The sequence below is a fragment of the Mongoliibacter ruber genome, assembly GCF_003003005.1.
GTDB classification, from domain to species: domain Bacteria; phylum Bacteroidota; class Bacteroidia; order Cytophagales; family Cyclobacteriaceae; genus Mongoliibacter; species Mongoliibacter ruber.
In genome coordinates, this window is the sequence record NZ_PVTR01000006.1 from 178,549 (window position 1) to 196,328 (window position 17,780).

Annotated in this window: 13 protein-coding genes and 1 pseudogene; 6 read left to right on the forward strand and 8 right to left on the reverse strand. The window is 39.4% G+C overall.

Going from position 1 to position 17,780, the window contains the following annotated elements:
* Positions 1-4: 4 nt before the first annotated feature.
* The 4 genes from CLW00_RS11495 to CLW00_RS11510 are packed head-to-tail and all read right to left on the reverse strand — an operon-like array spanning position 5 to position 6,525.
* The gene (locus CLW00_RS11495; protein WP_106133829.1) at positions 5-1,231 is read right to left on the reverse strand and encodes an ABC transporter permease; all 1,227 of its coding nucleotides are present in this window, start codon (positions 1,229-1,231) and stop codon (positions 5-7) included.
* On the reverse strand, positions 1,228-1,860 hold the full coding sequence (locus CLW00_RS11500) for an ABC transporter ATP-binding protein (RefSeq protein ID WP_106133830.1): 633 nt from the start codon (positions 1,858-1,860) through the stop codon (positions 1,228-1,230). Before CLW00_RS11500 ends, CLW00_RS11495 begins: the two co-directional genes overlap by 4 nt.
* A 2-nt stretch (positions 1,861-1,862) precedes the next feature.
* Positions 1,863-3,041 carry a hybrid sensor histidine kinase/response regulator gene (locus CLW00_RS11505; protein WP_106133831.1) on the reverse strand — a complete coding sequence of 393 codons (1,179 nt, stop codon included), beginning with the start codon at positions 3,039-3,041 and terminating at the stop codon, positions 1,863-1,865.
* Positions 3,042-3,093: 52 nt separating this feature from the next.
* Positions 3,094-6,525, reverse strand: a complete 3,432-nt coding sequence (locus CLW00_RS11510; RefSeq protein ID WP_106133832.1) for an ATP-binding protein — start codon at positions 6,523-6,525, stop codon at positions 3,094-3,096.
* A 128-nt stretch (positions 6,526-6,653) separates the two neighbouring features.
* On the opposite strand from CLW00_RS11510, the gene sucD reads away from it, so the two are divergent.
* From sucD to CLW00_RS11530, 4 genes and pseudogenes are all read left to right on the forward strand, one after another.
* Complete coding sequence (gene sucD, locus CLW00_RS11515; protein WP_106133833.1) at positions 6,654-7,535, forward strand: succinate--CoA ligase subunit alpha; 882 nt, start codon at positions 6,654-6,656, stop codon at positions 7,533-7,535.
* 297 nt (positions 7,536-7,832) lie between these two features.
* A pseudogene (locus CLW00_RS21655) lies at positions 7,833-7,991 on the forward strand (DUF4160 domain-containing protein); the annotation flags it as partial.
* Positions 7,992-8,025: 34 nt separating this feature from the next.
* Positions 8,026-8,301 carry a DUF2442 domain-containing protein gene (locus tag CLW00_RS11525; RefSeq protein WP_106133834.1) on the forward strand — a complete coding sequence of 92 codons (276 nt, stop codon included), beginning with the start codon at positions 8,026-8,028 and terminating at the stop codon, positions 8,299-8,301.
* Positions 8,302-8,450: 149 nt separating this feature from the next.
* Positions 8,451-9,320 (forward strand): carboxypeptidase-like regulatory domain-containing protein, encoded by an 870-nt coding sequence (locus CLW00_RS11530; protein ID WP_170073214.1) that lies wholly within the window; start codon positions 8,451-8,453, stop codon positions 9,318-9,320.
* A gap of 35 nt (positions 9,321-9,355) precedes the next feature.
* On the opposite strand, the gene CLW00_RS11535 is transcribed toward CLW00_RS11530, so the two are convergent.
* A complete protein-coding gene (locus CLW00_RS11535) occupies positions 9,356-9,628 on the reverse strand; it encodes a hypothetical protein (RefSeq protein ID WP_106133836.1) in 273 nt (90 codons plus the stop codon).
* A 164-nt stretch (positions 9,629-9,792) separates the two neighbouring features.
* Here CLW00_RS11535 and CLW00_RS11540 point away from each other — a divergent pair, with 164 nt between their 5' ends.
* Complete coding sequence (locus CLW00_RS11540) at positions 9,793-11,433, forward strand: ABC-F family ATP-binding cassette domain-containing protein (protein WP_106133837.1); 1,641 nt, start codon at positions 9,793-9,795, stop codon at positions 11,431-11,433.
* A gap of 528 nt (positions 11,434-11,961) precedes the next feature.
* Here CLW00_RS11540 and CLW00_RS11545 read toward each other — a convergent pair.
* Positions 11,962-13,257, reverse strand: coding sequence for a serine hydrolase domain-containing protein (locus CLW00_RS11545; protein ID WP_106133838.1), 1,296 nt, complete (start codon positions 13,255-13,257; stop codon positions 11,962-11,964).
* A 118-nt stretch (positions 13,258-13,375) separates the two neighbouring features.
* Here CLW00_RS11545 and CLW00_RS11550 point away from each other — a divergent pair, with 118 nt between their 5' ends.
* Positions 13,376-15,163, forward strand: a complete 1,788-nt coding sequence (locus CLW00_RS11550; RefSeq protein WP_106133839.1) for a glycoside hydrolase family 9 protein — start codon at positions 13,376-13,378, stop codon at positions 15,161-15,163.
* A gap of 465 nt (positions 15,164-15,628) precedes the next feature.
* On the opposite strand, the gene CLW00_RS11555 is transcribed toward CLW00_RS11550, so the two are convergent.
* A complete protein-coding gene (locus tag CLW00_RS11555; RefSeq protein WP_106133840.1) occupies positions 15,629-17,125 on the reverse strand; it encodes a Do family serine endopeptidase in 1,497 nt (498 codons plus the stop codon).
* 179 nt (positions 17,126-17,304) lie between these two features.
* Positions 17,305-17,733 carry an Hsp20/alpha crystallin family protein gene (locus CLW00_RS11560; protein WP_106133841.1) on the reverse strand — a complete coding sequence of 143 codons (429 nt, stop codon included), beginning with the start codon at positions 17,731-17,733 and terminating at the stop codon, positions 17,305-17,307.
* Positions 17,734-17,780: the final 47 nt, after the last annotated feature.

Sequence of the window (17,780 nt, forward strand, 5' to 3'; positions counted from 1 at the left end):
CATTTTATGACTTTGTAAGCTGTTTGGCAATATCTGTTTGATATGCATTGTATGCCGGGATAAGCGAAGCCAAAATACCGACCACGATAGCATATCCCAATATGTATAATTCCTCTACAAGGAAAACCGAAGCACTTAGGCTACTGATGGCACCTTGTTCGTTTAGACTAACGATAATACTTAGGAAAAGGTGCCCCATTATCATTCCGACTAAGGCTCCCAAGAAAGTCAAAATCACTCCCTCCAAAATAATATGTAAGAATAATTGACCACTTGATGCTCCAAGAGCCCTCATGACTGCAAGATCGTATTTGCGCTCTTTAAGTGAATTGAACAACGCAATAAATATACTTAGGCCAGCAATAACAATAATCACGATAGCAAGCCCTTGAACCAACTTGATGCCTATACCCAAAAGTTCAAATAACCTTGATATCTCAAAAGAAGGGGATGCTGCTTGTAAGTTGGTCCTGCTATTGATCATCCGGGGAAGTTGTACAGCTGCCATTGGATTTCGGTATTGTACCAAAAGAGAGGTAAGCTCCCTATCCTCATCACCGGGATCTGGAAAACCTGAAATAGCGACTTCAGCTTCAAACTTTTCATGGTCATGTTCTTCGTCATGGGTATACCATACTGATTCAATGCTGGTCAATACCAATTTATCCAGTACGTTACCCATAGGATTAAGTATACCTGTCACTGTATAAGGATGTTCATCGTGTTCGTGACTGCTACTGCCTATACCATGTGACCCTATGAAATTGTCGCCAACTTTCAGTTCCAGCTTTTCGGCAACTTCATGGCCTAGGACAACGTCAAAAGGTTTTTTCCATCTCTCTCCTGCCTCAAGTCCTGCTTCATACAGGTCCAAGTAATCGTAATTGGTCCCTACAATCCTGTATCCTTGATAATTGTCGCCCAATCCAAGCGGGATTATATTTTTGATTAACCTGTTCCTTGTAAGTGCTGTGGCATCATCAAGATCGATATTTCCTGTGGGGAAATCAATATGATACACACTCGACAGAATCAATTGCAATGGGCTTCCTTTTGCACCGACTACCAAATCAATCCCTTGGGAATCTTTGGTCATTTTATTCTCAAACTGATCCTGTATCAGGATAAGAACAGTAATGATCGCCAATCCCAGGGCTAGTAATAAAATATTCAGGCCAGTATTCAGTGGCTTTGCTACCAAGTACTTCCAACTTAATTTCAACATGTTCATACCAGACCTCCCATTGTAATTTGGTTAGAAATATGATCTTTCACACGCTGATCATGCGTAACGATAACCAATGCAGCATTGAACTTCTCAGCCTGCTCTTTAAGCAACTTTACCACCGTAGCGGCATTGGCATCATCTAAGCTTGCAGTCGGTTCATCCGCAAGGATTACCTTTGGGCTGTTGGCAAGTGCCCTAGCGATGGATACCCGCTGAGCTTCCCCTTCAGAAAGGGTAGTTACTTTTGATTTTTTCTTATCGTAGATGCCTAATTCTTTAAGGATACCATCTATTTTTTCACTTGGTTTTCCAGAGAAAAAATTAGCCAACTTTAAATTTTCTTCCACCGTCAATGGAGACAAGATATGAGGCTTTTGGAAAATGATACCGATGTTTTTACCCCTAAACTTGTCGAGTTTGGCTCCCTTCAATGAATAGAGAGAAGTGCCATCTATATGGATTTCTCCATTTAAAGGTTTCAAAAGACCTCCAAGCATATTAAGAACAGTAGTTTTTCCACTGCCTGACTTCCCGATAATCAGCAATTGCTCCCCAGGAGCAAGATTGATGTCGGGTATATTGAATTTTTGTTTTTCTTGGTAATAAAATTCCAGATTTTTTGCTTCAAGCATATCTATTTGGTAATTGGTATGGAGACGTAGAAAGTAGTTCCTTTGCCAGGCTTGCTTTCAAAAGTGATCTCACCTTTTAATACGTCTATACATTTTTTTACTATTGACAATCCTAAACCTGAACCTTCGATTATCCCGACATTTTTGGCCCTGAAAAACCTATCGAATAACTGATCGTGCTCTTTTTCCGGTATGCCTATTCCATGATCCCGGATCAAACTTTTCAGTACTCCATTTTCTTCATACACTTCAAAATCGACTTCTTGACCATCTTTTGAATACTTGACTGCATTGGAAAGCAAATTTTCAAATATCTGATATAAGAGGTCAGTATCAGAAATGATCGTCTTTGGCAATTTACCTTGTTTGAAATTGATTTTCACATCATTTTCACTCCCGGCCTTTACCACATCCACAACCTCGGTAAACATGGCCATCAAAAACAATTTGTGAGGCTTGTAATCAATCTTATTGGCATCGGCTTTACCAAAAAACAAAACTGAGGTCAAAAGACTATTTAAACTTCGGACAGAATTTTCAATTTTATTGGCATGCTTTTCTATTTTGACTCTGAAAGGATGATCTTTTTCTGCATACTTCTGCAATAATTGGGCGGAACTTAAAATCGAAGTGAGTGGCGTTTTGAAGCCATGGGAAACGTTCAGTACAATTCTTGACTTTAATTCACCGATTTCTCTTTCCTTTTCCAACGCTCTTGTCAGTTCTTTGTTTGCTTCAGCCAAATCAGCTGTTCTTTGCTTGACTTTTTCCTCAAGCTCATTGTTCAGCTTTTGAAGTTCCTTTTCCTTTCTGTCTTTAAATATGGCCAATTCGATCACCATATTCAGTTCCCTAATATTAAAGGGCTTAATTACATAAGCTGAGGGATTAGTACCAACCACCTTTGACAAGGTCTCAGCATCAGAACTAGCACTTAGGTATACAACTGGGATGTCATATTTTTCATTGATGATTTCAGTGGTTCGAATGCCATCAAGTTCTCCGGCTAAATTGATATCCATCATCACTATATCTGCGGTACTTTCTTCCAGTATTTCAAGTGCTCTTTCACCTGAGTCCGAAATCCCTATAATTTGATGGTTGTTTTTTTCGAGAGCTTTTTTGAGCAAAAGCGCGGAGACGTGGTCATCTTCAGTGATCAATATCCTTAATGGAAACATATATTCAGTAAATATGAAGATGCAAATTACTAGATTAATCCAATTTCAAAAATCAATTTGAATAAAGCGGTAACAAAACTGTCACACAGGTACCCTCTCCCTTTTTACTTTCCACACTAATGTTTCCTTTGAGCAATGAAATCAGGTTCTTAGTGATAACCAAGCCCAATCCCGAACCTTCATATTCACGACCATAGCCTCCACTTTCTTGTTCAAAGGGTATAAATAGTTTTGTCAGGAAATCTTCACTGATTCCAACGCCCTCATCTTTCACCTGAAAGAACAAGTGCCTGTCATTTTCTTTGATAGTTACGGTAATCATACCTTTCTCAGAATATTTTATCGCATTTCCCACCAGGTTATTTACAATCATTTCCAAATACCTTTGGTCAATTGAGGTCTCAAAAGATGGCGTTTCATACCTGACCCTAAGCAGCAAACCTTTCTTGACAGCTAAGGATTTCAGCGGGACCAAAACCTTGCTTAAGAAGTCATTGATATTGGTTTCTTTGAAGACCAAATCCATTTTATTGGCCTCTATTTTTGATAAATCCAAGATACTGTTGATGGTCTCCAAAAGTCTTTCTCCTGATTCTCTGATGATCTCCAGTTGATTGATCAATTCTTCATCATCTTTTCTTTCGATAATGATGTTTTCGGCAGTTCCCATAATCCCGTTCAATGGAGTTCTGATCTCATGACTCATATTAGCCAAAAAGTTTGTTTTTAACCTACTGGATTCTTCTGCCTTTTCTTTTGCCTCTTTGAGACTTTCTTCATACTCCTTTTTTGTACTGATATCTCTAAAAACACTCAAAAATACCTTTTTCCCTTCTACGCTCGAGTCTAGGTAGGTAATGTAAAACTCAACATCTTTGAGACCTGACTTGAAAGGCATTTTCATATCAGTCTTGACTACATCACCTCCTGACTCCTTTAACATGTCTAGTAAAAGGACCCTTTGGTCGTAATAGTAATCAGGATCAGTGAAAAAATCAGTCACATTAGGTTCCGTCACCTCGCTGATATCCAATCCTGACAAAGTGGTCATGGCAGGATTCGCAAAAATAACCTTACCTCCCTCTACCGATATCACCAAACCATCTTGGGAGCTATTCCATACATTTTTGAACTGATCTTCATTTACTTTAGCTTCTGCGGTCTTTTCATCAATTTTTTTCTTCAATGCGCCCTGCTTTTTCACCTGACTAAGTAAAGTACTGAGTAAAAATCCAATGCCTAAGAATGTCAACAAAACCACAACCACAAACCAAGATTGAAGGTACATGGGTTTGCGTATAATGAATCTTTCCGAGCTTACTACTTCGGACATATCCAGACCCCGAAGTCCAGCTTTGAGGTGCAGCTGATACTCTCCCGGCGGAAGGTTATTGAAGTATAGTGTATTATCTATAGGGTTGATCAATTCGACCCAATCCTCATCATATCCCTCCAGCTTGTAGGAAACCACAAGGTCCGAAACCTGTAAGAAAGAAATGGCATCATAGTCTATACGTATCGAATTCTCTGAATAGGGAATATCATCGAGTTTAAATCTTTTGCCAGGAGAATTGATGAGGTTGATTCCACCCATGCTCACAAAAGGTTTGAAATCCCACCTCAGATCATCATCTGGCTGATAGATGGAAAGTCCTCTTTGAGTCCCAATGTAGATTTTCCCATCTGTACCCTCCTTGAATGCACCACGATTTATTTCAGTCCCTGAGAGCCCATTTCTTTCATCAAAATTCCGTAGGATTTCCCCATTGTACTTATATACCCCTCTATCGGTGCCTATCCAAATATTGCCTCGGGAATCTTTGAGTAATGCATAAACAGGTCGATTAATACGTAATCCGTTGATTTGAAAAAAGTCAAACTCCCCATTTTTCCATAATTTCAAACCCTCCTCAGTACCGAAAAGCACAGAATCCCCCAGGTCCAAAAAGTCGAAACCAACCACAGTCAGCATATCTTTATCCTCATAAAGGCCATCTTTGAGGACATTACTTCCACCTTGCATATAGACCATACGCCCGTCAGAGAGCTTGTTGACTTTTCTGAAAAACGCCTCTTGTTGATCCAATTTATCCAAAAACAACTGGGTGATATCATTGTCAAAATGACTGTCAGCCTGATTGTAAATGGATGAAAGGTAAACACGGTCCCTACTGACCACAAATAAGGAGTCCCCTATGGCTGACACCGCTGTTACAAATTTCTCAAAAGGACTTGGTGTAAAATTCAGGTCATTGGTCTTGGGGTTATACCTACCCAAACCCTCCAGATTGGATGAAAACCATATAATACCATTTTTATCTCTGGAAAAATTGGTGATTCTATTTCTTGGCTGTCCACGCAACTTTTGGTCTTCCACGACAGTACTTACATTTCCTTCTGAAAAAATCTGTAAGCCATTATTGAATCCAAGTAAAAAAACTCCCGGCTCTAATTCATTTATAGCTGTCACTTCATCATCTAGCAATGGGTTGAATTTAAAATTCTGAAACCTCAATGATTTGATATTCAACACACCCCTATGAGACCCCAACCAGAGAATATCTTGCCTATCGACATAGGCGTAATAGATATTATACGATTTCAATTCATCAAAAGCATCTATTTCTACAATACTCTCTTTGTCCAGATCGAGTTTATAAAGATGTGAATTATAGTGAAAAAACACGATACCTTCAACGACTTGCAAACCACTATAATCTATCAGACTATAAATATTCCTCACAAAGCCAGAATGATGGATTTTTTCGGGTTGATCGATCTCTTTACCTGAAGCGAGGTAATCTTTTCCCAAGAAAAAAAACAATTCCCTACTCGCATCATATTCGATATGGCTGACAGGAGCTGGTAAGTCTATCCCTTTGAAGTCGAAATCGGACAGGCCATTTTCATCAAGAACGACAGCCTTATTTCTAAAAAGCAATAAAAATGAATCCTCCTTTCTCAAAACTGACTGAAATGCACCTAACTCATTGTGGGGAAGACTGTAATAGGACCACTGCTTATTTTTAAAAACTGACAACGTCGTATCGGACTGTAAAAAAACACATAAATGGTTGCCCTCTCCCACTGTCAGCAATTTGTGTTGAATTTGAGAATTAGAGGCCAAGAGCTCTTCAGGAAACTCATATTCCCTCCACTCAAAGTAATCCCATAAAAAGGCTTTAATAGGCCCAAATTGATTATAAACCCATATTTTACCATCACCATCCTTAAGCAAACCTACTTTAAATGAAAGTTGGTTTGCAATAGTTTCAGGAAGTGTATGAGTAGAAAAACCATCTGAAAAAAACACCCCTTGAGCGGTATTAAACCACATTTTTCCTGTATCATCCTGTACAATTTCAAAAACATTATCCGTAGGAAGTTCAAGGCCTCTGATAAATCTATTGAACTGAAAGACCTGAGCAAAGGCAAGCTGAAAAATCAGGAAATTGAGAATAAGGAGTAATAAACTTTTTTTCATAAGTGCTTCAAATGCCGTCTAAAATAGAAAAAGATACGCACACTGTAAATTAATTAGATATTGTTTCGCTTTTCTTTTTGTCAACGGGCTTAATCTTTTATTTTTGTCCAAACTTAAAAAATCAAAACATGAGTGTTTTAGTAAATAAGGATTCAAAAGTAATTGTGCAGGGCTTTACAGGCTCTGAAGGTTCATTCCATGCACAGCAAATGATAGAATACGGTACCAATGTGGTAGGTGGTGTTACACCGGGAAAAGGTGGCAGTACCCATCTTGAAAAGCCGGTTTTCAATTCTGTGGAAGAAGCAGTGGAAAAAACAGGTGCCAACACATCAATTATTTTTGTTCCACCGGCATTTGCAGCCGACGCCATTATGGAAGCAGCTGATGCAGGCATAAAAGTGATTATCGCTATTACGGAAGGTATTCCGGTTGCCGACATGATGAAGGCAAAACCATATATCAAAGAAAGAGGTGCTACCCTTGTTGGTCCAAACTGTCCAGGTGTCATCACCCCAGGAGAGGCCAAAGTAGGTATCATGCCAGGATTTGTATTCAAGCCAGGTAGAGTGGGTATTGTGTCCAAATCAGGAACCTTGACCTATGAAGCAGCTGATCAAATTGCAAAGGCAGGCTTAGGTGTATCTACTGCTATCGGTATCGGCGGTGATCCAATCATCGGAAGCTCTACCAAAGACGCAGTAAAACTTTTGATGGAAGATCCAGAGACTGATGCAATTGTCATGATTGGTGAGATCGGTGGTAACTATGAGGCAGATGCTGCCAAGTGGATCAGAGAAAATGGCAACAAAAAGCCAGTTGTAGGCTTTATCGCTGGACAGACTGCACCTCCGGGACGTAGAATGGGTCATGCTGGTGCCATCATTGGCGGTGCTGATGATACTGCTGCAGCTAAGATGCGCATCATGGCCGAAAACGGTATTCACGTAGCTGAATCACCTGCAGAAATCGGAGCTGTAATGGCTAGGGTTCTGGGTGTAGATGCCTAAGAGAAAGAAAAATAGTTAATAGTTAATAGTTAATAGTTAATAGTTAATAGTTAATAGTTAATAGTTAATAGTTAATAGTTAATTAGTAAAAAAACCGTCAAGAATATGTTCTTGGCGGTTTTTTCATGTGATTATGTTAAATCCTTTGTCTGATTTGAATTACAAAGCTTATTACCAAATATATTTTTTTGCTATTTTTACATAAAAATGCCTGAAATAAGCAGATTCTATGGAATAATTATTTACATGTTTGCCAAAGACCATAATCCTCCTCATTTTCATGCAAAGTACTGAGAACATAAAGGTATTTTTAATATCAAAACAGGAGAACTGATGGAAGGCGAACTACCAAAGAAAGCTCTACGTTTAGTTGAAGACTGGATAGAATTAAACAGGCAAGAATTGATGGAAAACTGGAAAACTGGAAAACTGCCCAAACGGATTTTCCTGAGTTAAAAAAAATTAATCCTTTACAGTAAAAAAACTAACAATGCACGCCATAAAAGAAATAATACATATTGAGCCTTTCAAATTAACATTGAAATTTGAATCTGGGGAAATCAGAAAAGTTGATCTTCGAGACAAATTAATGGAGTGGGGAAAAAATCCCGACTCAAAATTTGCGGAACTAAAAGACCCTAACTGTTTCCTGAAAGTAAAACTTGACTTGGAATTTGAAACATTGGTTTGGGACAATGGTATAGATCTTTGCCCTGATGTCCTATATCACATAAGCGAAGAAAAGAAAGATAAAAGTGTCGCTTAGCATTAAACTTTTACAAAGTTCCACTAATTCTACATATGCAAGCAAAAGTGTAAAGAACAATAACCTGTCAGGTTTAAACTTTTTTAACTCACAACTCCTTCTTCAAAACCGTATTTTTCGGAAAAATTCATAACATGAAATGTTTTTCAATGCTTCTTTTCCTAGTGTTGTATTCATTTGTATCACTGGGGCAAAATAACATTATTATTGGCCAAGTAATAGATGCAGACTCTGGTGAACCACTGAGCTTTAGCAGTGTAGGTTGGGTCAATCAAAATAAAGGCACTGTATCCGATCAAGTTGGGAAATTTAGACTGGAAACGTTAACCGAGCATCAAGATCAAATATTAAGGATTTCTAAAATGGGGTATAAAACCTTAAACTTTTCGCTGGAAGAAATCCTGAAAAACTGCAGTTTAAGAGAATGCCCTATGGTGTTTGAGTTGTCTCAAACCGCCACAGAATTACCTGAATTCACTTTGGAAGCTGAGGGAGATTTTAAGAATGTAGTTTGGGGAAAGGCAAATAGAAAATCGATTTTTGGCCTGACTTATAACCCAAAAGATAGAAAACCCGAAGAAAATCTAGGTAGGGAAATCGGCCTTCAAATAGACACCAAAGGAAAAAAAATCAAACTAGAGCAGGTGAAAATTACTCTTTCATCATTACAGTTTGAAAAATCTACCTTTCGGGTAAATATTTATACCGAAACAGGCGAGAATGAATTCGTGGCTATGCCCCAGAATAGGGAAATTTTTTGGCAATTAGAAAGGAAAAATACTGGTGATTTCATGCTAGATCTAAGCGAATTCAACATATTATTGAAAGGAAAACACCTCATCGGTATCGAGTGGGTCAGGTATGAAAAAATGTATGGAAGCGGAATCATTTCTATGACTACAGGATATCCATTTGGAAAGTCGTTCTTAAAAAATTCAAGTCAAAATCAGTGGGAAATTATAAAAGGAGCGCCATCAATTGAAGTAGATGGCGCTGTAGTACAATTGGAATCCAATTGATATTTAAACTGATGGTTTTGACCTTTATCTGGCTTTTATTCTTCCTCTACTTTATCCAAACCATGTTTTTGCTCAAACTGGTTTCTTTTTATTTCAAACCTTTCAATTTCCGTATTGACAAGATCAAGAGATTCATTGTAGCGGGAAAACAAATCACCCATGTTTTTTTCCATTTCCGAAAAATTGAACGACATGGCATCCATCTGTAACTGAGAAGCTTTTTCTACCATCGCCACCTGACTGTTTTTCAAGTCTTCCAAAAGCCTAATGGCCCTATCCATTTTCTCTAATTTTGCTCTGTTATCCATTGTATATTCATTTGGTTAATCAAGCTAAATAGTGCAAAGACCGTTCCGAAGAGGCCTTAAAGTGTAAATAGGCAATTCGAGACATTCCCTGCCTTACTAATTTTCCAATCTTTTAATATTTGAATTTTCAATTACTTACCTTTGCCGCTTCAATTCCAATACTCATGATCTCAGTTGACAATATTACCGTCATACATGGCGGACACGCTTTATTCAGTGACATTTCTTTTTCCATTAATCCGACGGACAAAATCGCCCTTATGGGTAAAAATGGTGCGGGAAAATCTACCATGCTCAAAATCATTGCAGGTGCAACCAAGCCATCCAAAGGAGGCGTTTCAGCCCCAAAAGATGCAGTAATTGCCTACTTGCCCCAACACCTGTTGACCGCAGATGATTGTACCGTTTTTGATGAAACTGCCAAGGCATTTGCTTCTTACCTTGACTTGAAGACCGAAATCGATCAACTCAATGAGGAACTGACGGTAAGAACAGATTATGAATCTGAGGAATATTACAAAATCATAGAAAGGGTATCCGAACTCTCAGAAAAATTTTACTCTATAGAAGAAGTGAATTATGAGGAAGAGATAGAAAAAGTCTTATTGGGACTAGGTTTCGAGAGGGCAGATTTCCAAAGACCAAGTTCTGAGTTTTCAGGAGGTTGGCGGATGCGGATAGAACTGGCAAAAATTCTTTTGCAAAAGCCTGACCTGATTCTTTTGGATGAACCTACCAATCACCTTGATATAGAATCCATCCAATGGCTGGAAGAGTTTTTGACTGAAAAAGCCAAGGCAGTAGTAGTCATCTCCCACGACAGGGCTTTTGTGGACAATGTAACCAACAGAACCATAGAGGTGACAATGGGTAGGATTTATGACTATAAAGCCAAATATTCCCATTACCTGGAACTTAGAAAAGAAAGAAGAGAACAGCAACAAAAACAATTTGAAGAACAGCAGAGGTTTATTGCTGATACACAACAGTTTATTGACCGATTCAAAGGTACCTATTCCAAAACCCTACAGGTACAGTCAAGGGTGAAGATGTTGGAGAAACTGGATATCGTAGAAGTGGACGAAGTGGATTCTTCTGCTTTGAAATTGCGCTTCCCTCCTTCCCCAAGGTCTGGAAAATACCCAGTCATCGTAGAAGGTCTCACCAAAGCTTACGGTGACCATGTGGTCTTCAAAGATGCCAACATGACCATTGCACAGGGACAAAAAGTTTCCTTTGTGGGGAAAAACGGAGAAGGTAAATCCACCATGATCAAAGCCATCATGGGTGAGATTGACTTCGAAGGGAAGTGTGAATTGGGTCATAATGCATTAGTCGGCTATTTTGCACAAAACCAAGCTTCACTATTGGATGAAAGTCTGACCATTTTTGAAACCATCGATCAAATCGCTGTTGGGGAGATACGCGGAAAAATCAAAGACCTATTGGGTGCATTTATGTTCAAAGGGGATGACATCAACAAAAAGGTCAAAGTGCTTTCAGGAGGCGAAAAAACCAGATTGGCTATGATCAAGCTTTTGTTGGAACCCGTTAACCTTCTGATTCTCGATGAACCTACCAATCATTTGGATATGAAAACCAAGGACATCATCAAGGATGCGCTTAAGGCTTTTGATGGCACTTTGATTTTGGTTTCTCACGACAGGGATTTCTTAGATGGCTTGGCGACCAAAGTTTTCGAATTCGGCAACAAACGTGTCAAAGAACACTTTGAAGACATCAATGGATTTTTGAGAAATAAGAAATTGGAGAATTTGAGGGAGGTGGAAAGAAAATCTAAATGATATATGCTTCGTGATATCGAAGTGAAACGGAGATCCCGAAAGCGAAGCGATTCGGGATAAATGGATATATGCCTTCGGCGATATTAAAAAGATATTAGCCTGTGGCGATATTGGTGGATATGTGCTGCGCGATATTGAAGCGAAGCGGAAACCTCGAGAGGGAAGGGATTCAGGATAATGGATATATGCTTGCCCGATATAAAATAGAAATATGCCTGCGGCGATATAAGAATTGAGTTGCTGACCTTCTTTTAAATTTTAAGCGGGTCTTTTGAAAAATATTGAGGTTATTGGAGGAGGTCAGTCAAGGCCTAAAATAAATCTGGATTATTTTATCAAACATAAATCTTTATTTATCCAAAAATCACCTGTTTCCCAGGAGTAAAGTTCCATTGATTTAATCAATTCTTATTGACAAAAAAACCTAGCGCTAATCGCCGAATATTATCTCAACCTTATTTCAATCTATATCTACTTTATTTCAACCTTATTTCACGAAGTATATTTCTAATTAATTTCAATAGTAATTCAATCCCCCAAACTATTAACCATCTGCCTAAACTTCCAGTCCGTATCCTCATTGGGGGAATCTCGTGTTTGCTTCATCAAAATGCCAATAGTGTTGGTCTCAGGATCAGCAAAATACTGGGTATTGAAGTATCCTCCCCAGTCAAAAGTCCCCTGGCTTCCGATTCCTCCCTCAGAGACTCCTGTTTCGGTGACTACACCAAAAGCTAACCCATAATGCTTGGAACCTGACCAAAGATCCCCGATCTGATTGGCCATAATGGTTTTGATTGTTAATGGACTTAAAATTCGTTGTCCATTAAATACCCCTTCATTAAGGTACATCTGAAGAAAATGTGCATAATCCTGAGCAGTACTGGAAAGTCCTGCGCCCCCGGAAAAGAAGCGTTTTGCACCTTTCTTCGGGTAATCAACATCATAATACTTCCCTTCATACTTTACCCAATTCTTGTTTTCTTTTTTATGCACGGTGACCAATCGATTCGCTTTGGAATCAGGCAGGTAAAACCAAGTATCCTCCATTCCCAGTGGATCAAAAATCCTATCTTTCAAAAATTGGTCAAAGGGTTTGCCTGAAATGATTTCAACAAAATAACCCAAAACATCCAAGCCTTCTGAGTAAGTGAACTTTTCTCCGGGATGATGATGCAAAGGAAGGCTTGCCAGTTTCTTAACGCTTTGTTCAATACTTATATCAGACGTGGTATAAAGGTCAACGACTCCAGCTTTCTGGTATAGCATCTTCATACGCTCATCACCGTCAATGATCCCATATCCCAAACCAGATGTATGCGTCAGCAAGTGTCTGATGGTAATTTCTTTATTGGCTGCAAGGGCAGTAAAGGTGGTATCCTCGTACTTAAACTGTTGCAGGATTTTTGGATTCTTGAATTCCGGAATCCATTTGGATATAGGATCGTCTAATTTAAAATGCCCTTCCTCCCACAGCATCATCACAGCAGTTGATGTGATGGCTTTGGTCTGGGAAGCTATGCGAAAAATAGCATCCTTCTCCATACCTTTATTGCCTTGTACATCCGCTTTTCCCTTAGCTTCATAGTAGATAATTTTACCATTTTTGGAAATCAAAGCCACCAATCCCGGCACATCATTGTCCTGAATAGCCTTTTCCAACATGTCATCTATTCTCTGAACTCTTTGGTTTTGCTCTGTGGAAAGCGTTCCAAAAGGAACCTCAGACATACTGGACGCTTGTCCTGAGTGTACGATTTGTCCCTTTACTTGAATAGGAATGGCAATCAAAAGGAAAAGAAGTATGTGTGATAAGGTTTTCATCTTTTTTGGATTAGGTCACAACAATTTACTACCGCTTGTGAGATAAAAAAATTTAATCATATCGGAATTTCTTAGATTAATATGATGACTAGGACTTACCTATAACAGACTCAAGCCAATGATCGCTACTAAATTATTGTTTTTACTCCATCTGGTATTTGCTCCCTTGCAGGAAAAAGACCAAGAACTGTATATCCGAATCAATCAATTGGGCTATTTGCCAGAAGATACCAAGGTAGCTGTTCTTTTCAGTCACCAGGCAAAAGTTGAAACACTCTCTTTGGTAAATGCAGAATCTGAAAAAGAGATCATCAAAATCAAGCCTTCAAAGGTCAATAAAGACAATTGGGGTGGGTTTCATTACTGGGAGGCGGATTTTAGTAAGGTCAAATCTGAGGGGGATTTTTACTTGATCAGTAATAAAAGCAAACATAGATCTCCCGTATTCAGGATTGGGGAAAATACATATCAGAACCATCAGGAAACCCTGTTGGAGTTTATGCGCCAACAGCGCTGCGGCTACAATCCCACTTTGGACATGGTCTGTCACCAAAAGGACGGCAGGTCTTTTTTCGGACCTATGCCGGACAGTACTTTTGTGGATCTCAGTGGCGGTTGGCATGATGCAGGTGATCAGCTGAAATACCTGATTACTTCAAGCTATGCAACTGCGCATATATTGATGGCCTATGAGATGTATCCGGATAGATTTGAAGACAAGGTAAATGCCCTCGGCCAGCCCATTCCCAACGGCATTCCTGATATTCTGGATGAAGCCAAATGGGGCTTGGATTGGCTGCACAAAATGCACCCTGCACCCGATCAACTTTTTCATCAGGTGGCTGATGATAGAGACCATAGGGGTTTCAAGATTCCAAATCAAGATAATTCAGATTACGGGTGGGGCGAAAACTCCTATCGTGTAGGCTACTTTGCTACTGGTAAACCACAGGGTCTGATGAGCTATCAGAGCGAGGCAACAGGAGTAGCCAATCTTGCAGGAAGGAGTGCTGCGGCTATGGCATTGGCCGCCCGAATATGGGAGAAAGACTTAGATGACCCAATTTTCGCAGCCAAATGCAGAGAGGCCGCAAAATCCCTTTATGCCTTAGGTAGAGCAAAAGAAGGTTATCAGCAAGGAAATTCTTACGGTGCACCTTACAGGTATAATGAAGAAACTTGGGCTGATGATATGGAGTGGGCCGCGGCTGAACTTTTCAAGCTCACGGGACAAAACGATTACCTCGATCAAGCGAAGGAATATGCCTTAAAAAGCAATACAGAGGACAGTTGGACAGTCCGGGATTCAGCTGCCCACTACCAACTTTATCCATTTATCAACCTTGGGCATTACTCCTTACATAGCTTAGTAGACGAGGATTTTAAAAAAACCTTGGAAGGCTACTATCTGGACGGAATCAAATACACTTTGGCCAGAGCCGAGAGCAATCCTTTCCACATAGGTATTCCATTTATCTGGTGCAGCAATAACCTACTTACCTCTTTGGTCACACAGGTGATTTTATATGAAAAAATGAGTGGTGATAAAAGCTTTGAACCTTTTCTTACTTCTCAGAGGGATTGGTTGTTTGGAAAAAATCCTTGGGGTACTTCGATGTTCACGGGAATCCCTGATGGAGGTGAATATCCTGTCGAAGTGCATACAAGTCTATTTGTGTTGTTAGGCTTGGAAGTTCCCGGAGGCTTGGTAGATGGCCCGATTTCAAAACACATTTATGACAACCTCATTGGACTGACCCTCTTGAATCCTGATAAATTTGAGAAAGTACAAAATGAAAAAGTTGTCTATCACGATGATGTAGGCGATTATAGCACCAATGAACCCACCATGGACGGCACCGCCGGTGCCATTCTGATGATGACCCATTTTAGTGGGGAAAGGTAAATTGATTCAGCCTGGTCCAATGACTTAGTCTGGTTCAAGACTTAGTCTTGGACCCAAATCCTCCCATTCTTCTGAAAACCCAAAGCCTTAGCCCTATTTATAGGTTTTGTTTCTCGCGGCGAACACAACGATGACGCAGCGGACGCAGCAAGCATCTATTAAATCTCATATTATTGCTGGTTTAAGACCTTTATTGATTTTCTGTTCAATCGCCTAGAATCAGGTATTACCATTCTCTAAACCCTTTGCTTCTTAGCGTCTTAGCGTGAAATAATTTTTTCCCGATTTGGGACAAATTCCGCAATACTTGGCTTTCTTATTTCTATGCGAGACATACCCCCTCTGCGCTCCTTCGCACCTCTTAAGACTCTGCGTGAACCCTACCCAAGCCCTTTCAAAAAAATAAAAAAGGTCAGCCCAATGGACTAACCTTTCTTTCAAACACAAAACAACTTAACACTTTATCTAATCTATTTTAATTTCGAAGTAATATTCTTGACCATTAGGATACACACCCAATACAACAATTTCTTCTCCTTGATTGTTTTTCAAAATTTCCGAAAGATCTTCGGCTCCTGTAATTCTGTACCTGCCATCAGATCCTATCACCGAAGTAATGATAAACCCTACTTTGGCACCTGATTTTTTCCAAGTATCATTGTCTATCGTCACAATTGCAGCACCTCCCTGAATATTTAGTCTCGTTTTGGCATCTGCTTTCACATCTTCAAATGTCACACCGCTGAAAGTCGTTCTCCTTGGTGCTTCTTTTCTAATGATTTTGGTGTCTCCGGTAATGTTTTTCAAAGTGGCTTTGGTAGTCTGCTCTTGACCTTTTCTTAAGTATCTGACATCTACTTTGTCACCAGGTCTTTTTCTCGCTACCATTTCTTGTAGTTGGGCTACGTTATGAGTTTCAGAGCCATCTACACCAATAATGATATCGCCTTTTTTCAATCCGGCTTCTTCTCCACCTGAACCTTCATTTACCTCACTGATATATACTCCTCTGCTGACATCAAATTTTTCTCCAAGGTATTCCTCCAATTCTGGACTCACATCTCTGATCTGAACACCTAAAAGACCCCTTTGAACTGCACCAAACTCCAATAAATCATCCATTACTTTTTTCACAATAGATGTCGGAACAGCAAATGCATAGCCATTGAATGTGCCCGTACGGGAAGCAATAGCAGTATTGATACCTATCAACTCTCCCGCTAGGTTGACCAATGCACCACCTGAGTTACCTGGGTTGACTACTGCATCTGTCTGAAGGAAAGATTCTATCTGTAAGTTATTTTCCATGTCTCTCAGAATACCGATGTTTCTTGCTTTGGCACTGATAATCCCAGCAGTCACGGTAGAAGTAAGGTCAAATGGATTACCTACAGCCAATACCCACTCTCCTACATTCACTTGATCAGAATCACCAAACCTTACAAAAGGAAGACCTTTCGCTTCAATTTTGATCAAGGCCAAATCAGTAGTAGGATCTGTACCGATCACCCTTGCTGAGTACCTTGTATTGTCTTCTAATGAAATGTCAATTCGGCTGGCATTTTCTATTACGTGGTTGTTGGTTACAATATACCCATCCTCAGATATGATTACTCCAGAACCTGAACTTCGGCCTTCTCTGGGCGCACCTCCCCTGTCAGGAGACCTAAAGCCAAAGAATTCCTCAAAAGGATCGGCTCCTCTTTGTCTTTGAGATACTGTAACACTACTTCTGACGTGCACCACAGCAGGTGTCACCATCTGAGCAGATGCCACAAAATTGATCCCATCAGGTACCGTAAACTTGTCATTGGATAACCAATTGACCAAACTTGTATCTTGTTTGTCTGTAAAATTGTTAGCGGAATTTTGCTTCGAAAGGTAACTTGCACCTGCCAAGGCAACTACTCCTCCAATCAATGAAGCGAGAATGATTCCAAGGAAGAACTGCTTTTTATTCATTTTATGGGTTTTTAAGTTATGCTTGTTTGCACGTAATTTTTCTCTAAGAGATCGCAAATACCAGACATTTTATTTAAATGTATCTGGCTTTTAACAAGGATTAACGAGCCATTATTGAGCATTAGAGCCAAACTGATACAATCTAAACAAAAAAACAGGACGGGGGTTTCTCTAATTCCCTATTTTACTTCTATTGTAGCCTTATTTATTTTCTTTTCAGTCTTTGGAAGTGTGACTTTCAATAGGCCATCTTCGTATTTTGCCGAAATATTCTCTACCTGTACATCTTCTGGAAGGTAGAATGATCTGCTGAATGATCCAAAATGGGTCTCAATTGAATGAAAATTCTTCCCTTCTTTTTTCTCTTCCATTTTCCTTTCTCCAGAAATGGTAAGCCTTCCATCTACAATTTCCAAATGAAAATCTGACTTCTTCATTCCCGGAACAGAAACATGGACATCATACTTATCATTTTCTTCAGCAATATCCACAGCAGGGGTAAATTGTTTCACATTTTGGCCAATGCTGTCATTGAAGAATTTATCCAACATGCTTGAAAATGTAGTTGGATATTGGGTTTCGAGGTTGTTGTATCTTGCGAGTTTCATTTGATAGAATGTTTTGGTAAATAGATTGAAATTATCACAATAATTCT